The sequence below is a fragment of the Kothea flammea genome, assembly GCF_052161645.1.
Classification (GTDB): domain Bacteria; phylum Planctomycetota; class Planctomycetia; order Pirellulales; family Pirellulaceae; genus Laterigemmans.
In genome coordinates, this window is record NZ_CP197414.1 from 4,632,575 (window position 1) to 4,646,267 (window position 13,693).

10 protein-coding genes are annotated in these 13,693 nt (G+C 56.4%); 3 read left to right on the plus strand and 7 right to left on the minus strand.

Features of this window, described 5'->3' with window-relative positions; all coding sequences use genetic code 11:
• Positions 1-36: 36 nt before the first annotated feature.
• Positions 37-417, minus strand: a complete 381-nt coding sequence (locus tag SH139x_RS17400) for a hypothetical protein (protein ID WP_488351044.1) — start codon at positions 415-417, stop codon at positions 37-39.
• Between the two features lie 325 nt (positions 418-742).
• Between SH139x_RS17400 and SH139x_RS17405 the strand changes: the two genes are divergently transcribed.
• Complete coding sequence (locus SH139x_RS17405) at positions 743-1,843, plus strand: ferrochelatase (RefSeq protein ID WP_488351045.1); 1,101 nt, start codon at positions 743-745, stop codon at positions 1,841-1,843.
• A 95-nt stretch (positions 1,844-1,938) separates the two neighbouring features.
• Here the strand turns inward: SH139x_RS17405 and SH139x_RS17410 are convergent, their stop codons facing one another.
• Complete coding sequence (locus SH139x_RS17410) at positions 1,939-2,460, minus strand: Coa1/Tim21 domain-containing protein (protein ID WP_488351046.1); 522 nt, start codon at positions 2,458-2,460, stop codon at positions 1,939-1,941.
• Positions 2,461-2,832: 372 nt separating this feature from the next.
• Here SH139x_RS17410 and SH139x_RS17415 point away from each other — a divergent pair, with 372 nt between their 5' ends.
• Entirely contained in the window at positions 2,833-4,305 is a 1,473-nt protein-coding gene (locus SH139x_RS17415; protein ID WP_488351047.1) for an aldehyde dehydrogenase family protein, read from the plus strand.
• Positions 4,306-4,445: 140 nt separating this feature from the next.
• Here SH139x_RS17415 and SH139x_RS17420 read toward each other — a convergent pair whose 3' ends face one another.
• The 5 genes from SH139x_RS17420 to guaA form a co-directional block, all read right to left on the minus strand.
• Positions 4,446-5,906, minus strand: coding sequence for a DUF1501 domain-containing protein (locus SH139x_RS17420; RefSeq protein ID WP_488351048.1), 1,461 nt, complete (start codon positions 5,904-5,906; stop codon positions 4,446-4,448).
• Between the two features lie 13 nt (positions 5,907-5,919).
• On the minus strand, positions 5,920-8,772 hold the full coding sequence (locus SH139x_RS17425) for a DUF1553 domain-containing protein (RefSeq protein WP_488351049.1): 2,853 nt from the start codon (positions 8,770-8,772) through the stop codon (positions 5,920-5,922).
• Positions 8,773-8,992: 220 nt separating this feature from the next.
• A complete protein-coding gene (locus SH139x_RS17430; RefSeq protein WP_488351050.1) occupies positions 8,993-9,331 on the minus strand; it encodes a hypothetical protein in 339 nt (112 codons plus the stop codon).
• Positions 9,332-9,434: 103 nt separating this feature from the next.
• Entirely contained in the window at positions 9,435-11,108 is a 1,674-nt protein-coding gene (gene ettA / locus SH139x_RS17435; protein WP_488351051.1) for an energy-dependent translational throttle protein EttA, read from the minus strand.
• Between the two features lie 16 nt (positions 11,109-11,124).
• Positions 11,125-12,699, minus strand: coding sequence for a glutamine-hydrolyzing GMP synthase (gene guaA, locus SH139x_RS17440; RefSeq protein WP_488351052.1), 1,575 nt, complete (start codon positions 12,697-12,699; stop codon positions 11,125-11,127).
• Positions 12,700-12,902: 203 nt separating this feature from the next.
• Between guaA and surE the strand changes: the two genes are divergently transcribed.
• Positions 12,903-13,661: a 5'/3'-nucleotidase SurE gene (surE, locus tag SH139x_RS17445; RefSeq protein ID WP_488351053.1), complete on the plus strand. Its 759-nt coding sequence runs from the start codon at positions 12,903-12,905 to the stop codon at positions 13,659-13,661.
• The last annotated feature ends 32 nt before the right edge of the window (positions 13,662-13,693 follow it).

A 13,693-nucleotide genomic window follows, 5' to 3' on the forward strand; every position in this document is an offset into this window, starting at 1 on the left:
AGTGCAAAAAAATAGCTAGTCCGATTCCAAGGCGATTTATGCGGCGTCGCAGCGACGAAGTTGTTGATAGGCCAACAAAATGTCGTAGAAATCGGGGGACACTTGAATTTGCTCCTGGCCAAAATCTTTCAGCCAAGTGCGATCGGATTGAAAAGCGTCGACCAACAGGGGCACGAGATCTCGTACGGCAACCGGCATCATCGGCGCTTGCCGATTATCGGCCGCGTTGCCTGCTCCAGACGGGCCTGCGATAGCAGCCAACTTGGCTGTCGGCTTGTCAGGGCCGGCGACTGGCTGGCCGGCGGTCGGTTCCCCCGACTCTCGCCTCTCACTTTCTGGCGCCCCAGACTCTCCCTCGGGAGTGGACGAAGCGGACGGCGAGTAGAGTCGAAATAGTTTTAGTCGTGGCGTTTTCATTCAGCTCATTCCTAGGGCGATCAACGCCGGTCTGATTAACTCAGATTAGTCGTTCGTGCCAAGCCTGAAAGTTTCGTTTGGCGAAAACAAGGCCCGCAGCAGAGGACTAACGAAAACCAGATATTGGCTTTGTCGGTTCATCGACCTCCGCGGTGGCGAAGTTTACTCCAAATGTGATGAATTTGACGATTGTGCGGCTTTTAGCGTCTGGCGAGTTGTTTGTGGTCTCCGCTCGATCACAACCCGCTTGACGCCGACGCAATAATTAGCAAGCTGACCGCAGCTCGTGTTTTCAATCTCTCGCAGACAAAGAAGTCCGGTTCCTGTGTCAAATTCACCGCCCCCCTACGACTCCCTGCTGTTCATTTCATTTGGTGGACCCGAGGGTCCCGACGATGTGATGCCCTTCCTCGAGAACGTCTTGCGGGGCAAGAATGTGCCCCGAGAACGGATGCTGGAAGTGGCCGAGCACTACAACCATTTCGACGGCGTCAGCCCGATCAACGAGCAGAATCGGGAGTTGATCGCGGCCTTAAAATCAGCTTTCGCCGCAGCAGGTATCGAACTGCCAATTTACTGGGGTAATCGTAATTGGGACCCGCTACTGCCAGCCACGCTGGCGGAAATGCGTGACCAGGGTCATCGCCGTTCGCTCGCTTTTTTCACCAGCATGTTCAGCTGCTACAGCGGCTGTCGACAGTACCGTGAGAACATCGCCGCGGCGCAAGCCGAAGTGGGCGAAGGAGCTCCCGCGGTGGAAAAATTGCGTTTCGGTTTCAACCATCCGGGCTTCATCGAAGCGATGGGAGACCGCGTGCGGGAGGCGATGGAACAATTGGCTGCGAAAACTCCGCAGGGACCCCAATTGGTATTCACCGCCCACAGCATTCCTTTTTCCATGTCCGACAACGCCGACTACGAAAAACAACTTCGCGAGAGCTGCCGGCTAGTGGCTGAGACGGTGGGCGTGGCGGATTGGAAACTGGTTTATCAGAGCCGCAGTGGCCCGCCACAGCAACCTTGGCTCGAACCGGATGTTTGCGATTATCTCAAAGAGGGGCACGAGTCGGGCGAGCTGAAAGCCGTCGTGGTCGTGCCGATTGGTTTCATCAGTGACCACATGGAAGTCATGTTTGACCTGGATGAGGAAGCGGCCGATTTGTGCGAAGCGATTGGGTTACCGATGGCCCGCGCGGGAACGGTGGGAACACACCCCGCTTACGTGAAAATGATCGTCGATTTGGTTTGCGAGCGTCTGCACCCCGGCCCCGAAAATCCTCGCACCGCTTTGGGCGAGCTCGGCCCCTGGCACGACGTTTGTCCTTCAAATTGCTGTCTTTATCCCCAACAACGACGCCCTGCCACGGCTGGTGCCGGTGCGCCCAACGCTGGTCATGGGCCCGGCAGACCGGCACCAAGTAATTGATAAGTAAGTAAAGGAGCGTTCGTAACAATCAGCGCGGCGTTAGCGAGAAAATCATGCTCATTTTCTTCGCTAACGCCGCGAGTCAGTGTGGGAGACTAGGGAACTTCGGGCTGTTCTACGCCTGCAGCGTCATCGCCAGGTAAATCACCCAGATCGACATCAAGGGGGTCAAGTCCCTCTGCGGCATCGACCGCGGGGGCAGCGGTATCTTCGATCGGAATCTCGACCACTTTGCCATCTGAGAGTTCTAGCGTAGCCTTGGCGATTTTGTTGTTGCTGCCCGGTTCGGCAATCAGCACGCCGCTGGCCTTGGGGCCTTCGACGTTAAATACGATGATCTGCTTGCCTTGATTTTCCTGAGCTCTCCGGCCCGTTTCCATCAGGTCCATTTTCAATGTAAAGTTTTCGCCGACCTCTGCTTCCAGCGTCGGGTTGCCCGCCAGTTGTTTTTGGAACTCTTCGCCAGCGGCTTGCTGGAGTTTATCAAAACCGAAGTAGGTCAAGGCTGCGATACCGCCACAAGCAAGGATCCCCAAGCCGAAGAGGACGAGCAAAACAATCAGGACAATTTTCAAGCCTGAAGTCGACTTTTGGGCGGCGGGTAACTGGTCGGACATGTTTTAATTTTCCTATAGATTTGGATAGCGAGAGAGGGGCTTGATCAGTTCAGCGACAATTGTGCCGCATTTACTACCACTTACAAGCCACCCACGGTGGAGATTTTTGAGTCAAAGCTAACATATCAAACTCTACAACGCTGCTGGCTGACCATCGCCAACATGGATTCGTTCTACCGACGAAGATCTTGCCAATCGGCACCTAACCGGGGGCGGGAAAATCCAGAAGGGATTGCAACCGTGGCACGACACGGCTTGAGAAGACGCGAGACAATGGCGTAGAATGATCCTTGAAAGCGTCTTTTGGTGGTGAATCCCCGCCGTTGACCAGCTTCTGTTTCCGGAATTCCCCTCAACCGAGAGTGATCTGCGATGTCAATCATGACTGAACCAACTGCCGTACAGGCTAAAATCGATCACACCGAGTGTTTTATCGATGGCGCATGGGTACCGGCTGCCAGTGGAAAAACATTCGCCACAATCAATCCGGCGACCGAAGAGGAGATCGCTCAAGTCGCCGAGGGGGACGCCGAGGACATTGACCGTGCCGCCAAAGCGGCTCGTCGGGCCTTTGAAAGTGGGCCTTGGCCGAAGATGGACGCTGCCGATCGGGGGCGGCTGCTCTATCGCTTGGCCGATTTAATCGAAGATGAACTGGACGATCTGGCCGCCCTGGAGACACTCGACAATGGCAAACCGATCAAGGATAGTCGCACCGCCGATTTACCCTTGGTGATCGATGTGCTGCGCTATTACGCCGGTTTCGCTGATAAAATTCAAGGCAGCACGGTGCCCATCCGGGGAAATTACTTCTGCTACACGCGGAAGGAACCGGTGGGTGTTGCCGGGCAGATTATCCCTTGGAATTTTCCCATGCTGATGGCGGCTTGGAAGTGGGGCCCCGCCTTGGCGGCCGGTTGCACGGTGGTCATGAAACCAGCCGAGCAAACGCCGTTGACCTGCCTGCGAATGGCGGCCCTGGCTCAGCAGGCCGGTTTTCCCCCAGGCGTGATCAACGTCGTGCCCGGCTACGGCCCGACGGCCGGGGCGGCGATCGTGAAGCATCCTTTGATCGACAAAGTCGCTTTCACGGGGGAGCATCGAACGGCTCAAGTGATCACGCGTGATTCGATCGACACGCTCAAACGATTGACGTTCGAGTTGGGTGGCAAAAGTCCCAACGTGGTCTTTGCCGATGCCGATTTGGACGCCGCCGCCAGGGGAGCTTATAACGGCTTGTTCTTCAATCAGGGACAATGCTGTTGCGCTGGCAGTCGAGTCTTTGTGGAAGAATCCGTGCACGATGCTTTCATGGAAAAATTGGTAGCTCTCACGCAGCAACGTCGCATCGGCGATCCCTTTGATTCCACCACCGAACAAGGCCCTCAAGTCGACCAGGCCCAGTTTGACAAGATCATGTCGTACATTGATCAAGGCAAACAAGCTGGCGCGAATTGTGTCGCCGGTGGCAAGCGGGCGGGAGATCGTGGCTATTTCGTCCAGCCGACCGTGTTCGCGAACGTGACCGACGAGATGGCGATCGCCAAAGAGGAAATCTTCGGACCAGTCCTCAGCGTGTTAAGTTTCAAAGACACCGATGAAATGATCCAGCGTGCCAACAACACTTGCTTTGGCTTGGCTGCCGCCGTCTGGACTAACAATCTCAGTCGCGCCCACGACTACGCAGCCCGCGTGCGAGCCGGAACCGTGTGGGTGAACTGTTACAACGTCTTTGACGCCGCCGCACCTTTCGGTGGCTTTAAGATGAGTGGACACGGACGCGAGTTGGGCGAAGAAGGCCTCAAGCCCTATTTGGAATCGAAAACAGTCACTATCGCACTTTGAGAAATCGTTAGCGGTTCTAACGCTAGCCACCGTGCAATCGTTAGCGGTTTTGGCGCTAGCCACCGTTCGGTTGTGCGCGACTAGTTCGGCTCAAAACGGAAACCGGGCCTAGCGGCCAAACGGCTAACAACTAACACCAATTAGAACGCCAAAATATCTTTGATTACGTGGCCATGGACGTCGGTCAAACGACGTTCAAAACCGTTGTGATAATAAGATAAACGCTCGTGATCGAGGCCTAATAAATGTAAGATCGTGGCGTGGAAGTCATACACCGTCGCCACATTCTCCACCGCTTTGTAGCCGAATTCGTCCGTCGCGCCGTAGGTAAACGGAGCCTTAACCCCAGCGCCAGCAAGCCAGGCGGTAAAGCCCTCGGGGTTGTGGTCGCGTCCGCTGGCCCCGGCTTGAAAGGTTGGCATACGGCCGAACTCCGTGCACCAAACAACCAAAGTATCTTCCAACAGCCCGCGTTGTTTGAGATCTCTCAATAGCGCGGCGGTCGGTTGATCCATCACCGGACCATGTTTGCTGTATTGTTCCTTCAGTTGTTTATGTCCATCCCAATTGCTGACCCCTTCTCCGCCCGTTTGATAAGCACCATTGAAAAGCTGGACGAATCGCACGCCACTTTCAATCAAGCGACGAGCCAGTACGCAATTGCGTGCGTAACCTTGCTTGATTGGATTGCTGCTGTCGTCGGCACCATAATCACGCAGCGTGTGGGCTGATTCTGTGGACAAGTCGGCAACTTCCGGCACCGACAGTTGCATCTTTGCCGCCAGTTGATAGCTGGCAATCCGGGCCGCTAACTCACTGTCACCGGGATAGAAAGTATCCAGATGATGTTGATTCAGCTCGCGCAAGTACTCGCGGGTGCGGCGGTCAGTGGCATCATCGAACGCTGCGGGGCGTTGCAAATTTCGCAGCGGTTGACTGGCGTTGAAATCGGTCCCTTGAAAAGCGGCGGGTAAAAAACCGGGCCCCCAATTATTGACGCTCGACTGCGGAGTGCCACGCGGATCGGGAATCGCCACGTAAGCGGGCAAATTTTCATTTTCGGTACCCAACCCCCAAGTCACCCAGGCTCCCATGCTGGGAAAACCGTCCAAGGTGTAACCGGTCGACATGAAGTTCTCGCCCGGGCCATGCGTGTTGGTTTTGCCGGTCAGCGAATGAATGAAACACATCTCATCGACCATGTCTCCCAAATGCGGAACCAAGTCGGAAACCATCTTGCCACACTCGCCGCGGGGCCGAAACTCCCAGGGGCTTTTGGTCAAGTTGCCCTGCGCGCCTTGGAACGTGACCAATTGCTCGGAACCGGGCATTGGTTGTCCATCGAGGCGAATTAACTCCGGCTTATAGTCGAACGTATCAAGTTGGCTGCAGGCGCCCGAGCAAAAGATCATCAGCACTTTGTTCGCTTGCGGCGGAAAATGCGATGGCCGTGCGGCGAAGGGGCGTGAGGCGTCAATGTCAGGACGCAAGGGAGTGCGCTCGGCCGCCCCCAAGCCCTGCTGATGGAGCAAACTGGCCAGCGCGATGCCGCCTAAACCGTTGGCCGTGTTGAGCAACAGTTGACGTCGTGTGGTATGCATAATCTCAGCTTCATCAGGGGATAAATACAAACTCGTTGGCGTTCAGCATCGCCCGCGCGAACTGCGTCCAATTGGTGGCGGCGATGAACTTCAAAGCTGACTCCACTTCATGATTTTCCGGTTCCCGCGAGCAGCAGAACTGATATGCCAAACGAACGCGTTGAGCGTCATCCGTGGACATCGCCGCCAGCCTGTCGACGAAGAAAGTGGCTTGCTGCAGAACAAAGTTGCTGTTTAACAAGTTCAACGCTTGCAGCGGCGTGGTGGATCGACTGCGTTTGGGAACGACTTGGTTGAAATCCGGGCAGTCAAAAACGCCGAACACCGCATCCCGCTCTTGCCGAACTTTCGTCATGTAAACCATGCGCCGCCAATCCGCCGGACCGAATGACTTCTTGGGGAAATAGTGACGCACGTTTTCCTGTTCGACCTCGAAGGCGCTAAATCCGGGCCCGCCGACGTCGACCCGCAGTTTGTCCGTGACGGCCAAAATGGAATCGCGAATCGCTTCGGCCTCCAAGCGCCGCGGAGGAAATCGCCACAGCAACCGGCTGGCAGCATCCACGGCAATCGCCGACTCTCGCGGACGGCTATCTTGTTGCCACGTTCGCGACCGCAGCAGCAGGCGATGGATATGCTTGAGCGACCATCCCGAAGCGACAAATTCGGCCGCCAACCAATCGAGCAACTCGGGATGCGACGGGGGCGTGCCATTGGTGCCAAAGTCGCTGGGCGTGTCGACGATGCCAGTGCCAAAATGGTGTTGCCAAAGTCGATTTACCAGCACGCGGGGCGTCAGCGGATTATCATCAGCGGCAATCCAGCGGGCGACGGCCAAGCGACGTTCTCGTTCGGGAGTGTCGGCAGGAAGCTGCAGATCACTGAGCGAGCTGATCGCTGCTGGAAGAACAGTTTCCCGCGGTGCGGTTGGCTCGCCACGGTAGAGTCGGTGAGTGGGACCGGGTTGGCTAAAAGTTCCCACGTAGGCCGTGATCGGACGGGTCAAATCATCACGTTCTCGTCGTAAACCGGTGAGCCGCGCAAGCTGTTTTCGCAACCGCTCGCGAGCTGCTTCCGCCGCATCGGCAATCACGTAGTCGGAGATTTGCTCGGGGGGTGTCCCCGGGGGATGGCGATCGTCGTCGCTGGCCACCAATTGCCACTGCTGACCATCTAGGGAAACCTCGATTTTGTAATCAACAGCCACGCGATCCGCAAAATTACCTTCGCGATCGCGCGCCCAGCGGATGTGGTCGATCTGCTTCGGTGCGGGCAAGCTAATTTGCACCCAGCCTCCCGAATCTTGCGCGGCGATCCAACTGCGCGCGTTGCCGAAGCGGCCATCGTTAATATGTTCTAACTTGTGGAACGGATGCTCAAAGTCACCTCCCGACGAGGGCGTTGCTCCGGCAGTGGCGAGCGCCACGTTTTCTCCCCGTGAGAAAATCTCCAGTTCATCCAGGCAAGGTTGGCTGGCGTTGGTGGCCGAGATGGTAAAGCGAATGTGTTTCGCCATAACCGGCTGCAAAAATTCATCATTCAGCTTGGCGTTGACTGCCGGGCGGGCGACGGGGGGCGGCGAACCGTCAGCAGCGGCCACTTGGGCTTGCTGTGGCTGACGCCGATACTCGGCCAAGGCCGTTTCCAGCTCGGCAATTTCGCTGGTGATTTGGCTCAGCTTATCGCCACCACGCTCTTCGGCAGCCAACTGGCGATCGCCATGGTTAACCCCCGCAAAAACGGCTTGCAAAGAGTAGTAATCGGTCTGTGAAATGGGATCGAACTTATGATTATGACAGCGGGCGCAACCGACGGTGAGCCCCAGAAAAGCGGTTCCCGTGGTATTGAGAATGTCGGCCAGTTCATCTTCACGTTGCATCAACCCCAGCAATTTATCTCGGCCCTTGACGATGTCGTTGGGGCCGGCCACCAGGAATCCCGTCCCCAGCGGCGCACCGAGCGCGTCGCCAGCCAGTTGTTCGAGGATAAATTCGTTGTAAGGTTTATCTTCGTTGAACGCTTTGATGACCCAATCACGATACCGCCAAGCGTGCGGCCGCTCGCGATTGGTTTCGAAACCGGTCGTCTCGCCGAAACGAACTAAGTCCAACCAGAAATTACCCCAACGCTCGCCATAGCGAGGGCTGGACAGGACCTCTTCGATCAATCGCTCCCAAGCGTCTGGGCGTTGATCAGTGACAAAATTTTCAACTTGGGAGAGCGTGGGAGGGACACCATGCATGACCAAATACAGGCGTCTGACCAACCGCCGCCGCTCGGCTGGTGGGGAAAAATCGAGCGACTGAGCTCGCAAACTCTGCCACACAAACGCGTCCACGGGCTGCAGCGACGCGGCCTGAGCACCCCCCCCTGGCAGTGGGGGACGCGCGAGCGGTTGGAACGACCAATGGGTGAGCGTCTCTTGACCTAGTTGTTGCCGAGCGTCCGTCCACGTCGACTCGTCGTTAATCCAACGCTGGAGCATCTCAATGTGTTCGGCCGACAGCGGCTCGCCGTCGGGTGGCATCCGCTCCGCTTCATCGTCAGTCATCACTCGTTGGATCAAGTAACTGTTCAGCGCCTCGCCCGGGACGATCGCCGCTTCCCCGGAATCGCCACCGCGGAGTGCTTCGAGCTGGCTATCGAGCGCCAGCCCAGCTTCGGCCGACTCGCCGCTGTGGCAATCGAGACAGTGCTCGTTCAAGATCGGCTGTATGTCTCTGGCAAAGTCGAGTTGCTCCGGTTGGGCCGCGCAAATTGCGTTTGGCAGCGCAGAAGTTTGCCACCAAGTTAACAGGGCCAAGACGAGCAGCACCCAATGAGACACGGCGCTGAGGAAATCTGCGCTCGCTCGTTTCTGAGGCATCTCGGAAACTTTTTCTAAAAGGCGGGAAGCAAAGCTGTTGGTGAAGCCAAAGATGCTCGCCAACAGCCTCGACAGATGAATCCGAAGGGACCATCAGTTTAGCCGATGTCGCCACGCGGTGCACGCAAAATGAAACAACTCTCCCCGTGGGGGGAGAGTTGCGTCGTGATTGGTGTCGTTAACGGCTTCGTTGATAGCCTCGTTGAGACTTGGCTAAGCGTTAGCGTTTTGCTTTCTTGCTGGACTTCTTGGCAGTCGCCGTTTTCTTGCCCTTCACAGCTTTGACAGCCACTTTTTTCGTCGCCGCTTTTTTAACAGCCGCTTTCTTGGGCGCCGTCTTCTTAGCAGCAGCCTTCTTCACGGCTGTCTTTTTCACGACGGCCTTCTTCGTCGACTTTTTAGCCGTTGACGTTTTGCCAGCCACCTTTGCCGGGGCCGATTTCTTGGCGGCTGTTTTCTTAGCTGTTTTTGCTTTGGGCTTGGAGCCCGTATTGCCGCCAAAAATGTTTGCCCAACCGTCAGCGTACTGCGCGTTACTACCAACTCGAGTGATGGTCATTTCCTTAATCCTCCGCGAAACTTGCGATCAATATAATTAACTAGGAATGAAAAGATCACAGCTCGACCGGCCAAGCCGAGCAGCGATCGGTAAACTGATATCTTTAGCCACGAATACTCTTGTAACGTTGACGATCACCGCCACCGGACTCCAATCCGAGACGTTCGCGACGGCTTGCTTCGTAGACTTCGAAATTGCCTTCGCACCAATAGACGTTACCGTCACCTTCAAAAGCCAAAATGTGAGTCGCCAAGCGGTCGAGGAACCAGCGGTCGTGGCTGGTGACGACGACGCAACCGGCAAAGTTCATGATGGCTTCTTCGAGAGCACGCAGCGTATCGACATCCAAGTCGTTGGTTGGTTCGTCCAACAAGAGCACGTTGCATCCTCTTCGCAAGAGCTTTGCCAAATGGACGCGATTCCGTTCTCCACCGGAGAGAACGCCGACTTTTTTCTCTTGGTCGGTCTTTTTGAAGTTGAACTTCGAGACGTAAGAGCGAGCGTTGACGGAGCGACCACCCATGTCAAACGTTTCGTGTCCGCCGCTGATCTCTTGGAAGACCGTCTTGTCGGGATCAAGCGAATCGCGGCTCTGATCGACGTAACCCAATTCGACCGTGGGGCCGAGTCGGATATCTCCTTCATCGACAGGTTCTTGGCCCGTCATCATGCGAAACAGCGTCGTTTTGCCAGCCCCGTTGGGACCGATGATGCCGACGATCCCGCCAGCTGGCAAGCGAAAGTTTAGATCCTTAATCAGTTGCTTGTCGCCAAAGGCTTTGGAAAGATGCTGGGCTTCGATGACCAGTTCACCCAAGTGCTTACCGGGTGGGATTTGGATTTCTAGATCATCGGGAGTTTCCTGGAACTGTTCGGCCGCCATTTGCTCGTAGGCATTGATCCGCGCCTTGCTTTTGGCTTGCCGCGCCTTGGGGCTCATGCGGATCCACTCCAACTCCCGGGAGAGCGTGCGATCGCGAGCTTTCTGTTGGCGTTTTTCGAGCGAAAGTCGTTTCTCTTTGGCTTGCAACCAAGCGGTGTAGTTGCCCTCGAAAGGAATCCCCTTGGTGCGGTCAATTTCTAGGATCCACTGGGCCACATTATCGAGGAAATATCGATCGTGGGTAACCGCGACGACGGTTCCCTTGTAGTTGTGCAAGTGCTGTTCGAGCCAAGCGACCGACTCGGCGTCGAGGTGGTTGGTCGGTTCATCAAGCAGCAACAGATCGGGTTGGCGGATCAGCAATTGGCAAAGCGCGATGCGGCGGCGTTCGCCCCCGCTGAGCTTGGTAACGGGTGAATCTCCGGGGGGGAGATTCATGATGTTCATCGCCGTTTCGACTTGGCGATCGAGTTCCCAGAGGTTGCCTGCGTCTATGGTGTCTTGCAGCACGGCCATTTCGTCGCACAGCTTTTCCATTTGATCGGGATCCTCGATCTCGCCCAGCAGAGTGCTGATTTCATTGTAGCGATCGAGGATGCCCTGTCGTTCGGCCACAGCCGTTTGCACATTTTCGGCAACGGTTTTTTCAGGATCGAGGTCGGGCTCTTGGGAAAGGTATCCGACGGTAAACCCGGCAGAAATTTTCGCGGAGCCTTCGAACTCGGTATCCTGGCCAGCCATGATCCTCAGCAGCGTCGATTTTCCCGCGCCGTTGGGACCGAGGACACCGATTTTGGCCCCGGGGTAAAATGCCAGGCTGACGTTGTCGAGGACAACTTTCGGGCCGTGTTTCTTAACAAGATTTTCGATTTGGTATATGTACTGTTTTCCCATCTTAACTCGCTCTAGCTCACTCCCATTCGATCGTGGCAGGTGGTTTGCTGCTAATGTCGTAACAGACGCGATTTACGCCTTTAACTTCGTTGATAATTCTGGTGCTGATGCGTGCCAATAGATCATACGGCAAACGGCTCCAATCGGCCGTCATAAAGTCGTCAGTATTTACGCTGCGGATGGCGATGACGTTTTCGTAAGTTCGGGCATCCCCCATGACGCCGACGCTTTCGACAGGCAACAACACGGCAAACGATTGGCTGGTTTGCCGATAGAGGCCGGCCGCCTTAATTTCATTCACCACAATCGCATCGGCATCCCGCAACACGGCCAACCGTTGCTCGGTGACTTCGCCCAGGCACCGTACGGCCAACCCGGGGCCCGGGAAAGGATGTCGCCAGACCAGCGTGTCGGGCAATCCCAACTCGGAGCCCAAGCGGCGGACTTCGTCTTTAAACAAATCCCGCAACGGTTCGATCAATTCGAACCCAAGTTGTTCGGGAAGTCCACCCACGTTGTGGTGTAATTTGATCGTGGCCGCCGGTCCATCGACGTCGGCACCACTTTCAATTACGTCGGGGTAGAGGGTGCCCTGGGCGAGGAAATGAGCGCCTTCGATTTTTTCCGCTTCGGCTTTAAAACACTCGATGAACTCGTAGCCAATCCGCCGCCGTTTCTCTTGCGGCTCGGTAATGCCCTCCAGTTGCTGGAGAAATCTCTCGCGAGCGTCGACGACGTGCAGTTCGGTTTGGAAATGATTGCTAAACTCCGAGATCACGGCTGCCTGTTCGTCTTTTCTCAGCAGCCCGTTGTCGACCAAGATGCAGGCCAACTGGGGACCGATTGCCTTGTACAAAAGCGCTGCAGTGACTGACGAATCAACCCCCCCGGAAAGCCCGCAGATGACGCGGCGATCACCAACCAGCTGACGAATATGCTCGATTGCGGCATCGGCAAAATCACCCAAGTGCCACGTTCCCTCACAGCCGCAGACGTTCATGACAAAATTGTGCAGAATCTGGTTGCCCAGCGGCGTGTGAGTCACTTCGGGGTGAAACTGCATGCCGAACACGGCCCGCTCGCGATGACGGACGGCGGCGAACGGACAGGTCGCCGTGGTGGCCAAGGGGATGAATGCGTCACCCACTTGCGAGACCTGATCCCCGTGGCTCATCCAGACGTCGGTCTCCGCGGGCAAGCCGGCAAACAATTTATCGTCTGCGACAATTCGACAGCTGGCTCGACCATACTCGCGGGAGGGCGTATGCTCGACCCTACCACCTAATGCTTCGCAGGCCAGCTGCATGCCGTAACAAATCCCCAGCACGGGAATCCCCAAATCGAACAACCCCGGATCACATTTCGGCGCGCCTTCCGCGTAGACGCTGTTGGGGCCGCCCGAGAGGATAATCCCTTGGGGCGCAAGTTCGGCGATGCGACTGGCGGGCAAGTCGTGGCGGACGATCTGGCAATAAACGTTCTGCTCGCGGACCCGACGGGCGATCAGTTGTGCGTATTGACTGCCAAAGTCCAACACCACCACCCGCTGGTCTGTCAGCTGTGTCTCGGCGATTGCCAAATCATTGGGCATACGAATCAATCTCGCTGCGCGGATAGTTGTGAAGAAGGGATCTTGCTCCGCAGGAACGACGGAAGCACCCTTGCGATCAAACGGTGATAGCGGGAAGAATCACGAAGTATAGGAACGCGTCCCCGGGCACCCAAGGGGTTGTGCCCTGATCGTAACGAATTACCCGATCCCCTTCGCCCCCTCCTCAGCTGCAAAACGGTACCGTGAAAATTCTGCTGACTAATGACGACGGCGTATACGCACCCGGCTTGGCCGCCATGGCTGCACAACTGCACCACTTGGGCGAAGTCTTCGTGGCGGCACCCACGACCGAGCAAAGTGGCGTCGGCCACGCGATCACTTATCTGACACCGCTGATCTGCAAAGAGATTTTCCAAGATGACCGCCAGTGGGCCTGGGCGGTCGACGGTTCTCCAGCCGATTGCGTCAAACTGGCGATCAGCGAACTCTGCCCGGTGCGTCCCGATTTGGTGGTCAGTGGCATCAACAATGGTCTCAACGCCGGCATCAACGTGCTCTATTCGGGAACTGTCGCGGCAGCCATCGAAGGTGCTTTTTTTGGCGTTCGCAGCATCGCGGTCAGCCTCGAGTACGACCCGCAAGCCGATTTCCAAGCGGCTGCCGTGGTGGCTCGCAACGTGATCGGCGGGCTGCTGAAAAAAGATACCCAGCCCGGCAGCCTGTTCAATATCAACATCCCTACCGCGGCCACGTTGGCGGCGGCCGAGGTCAAGGTGGTACCGATGGGGCTGGACCAATATGGTGGCAAATATGAAAAACGGACCGATCCGGGCGGTCGCGATTATTACTGGGCGCTGTGGACGCCTCCCGGTGAACTCCCCAAAGATGAAACCGACGCCACGGAACTCCGTCGTGGCCACGTTACGGTGACGCCGCTGCATTTCGATTTGACGGCACGTGGGCGACTCGATTCGATGCGAGCTTGGGATCTCAGAGCCTAAGAGCAATTCCCGATACGCCAGCTTTTTTTATT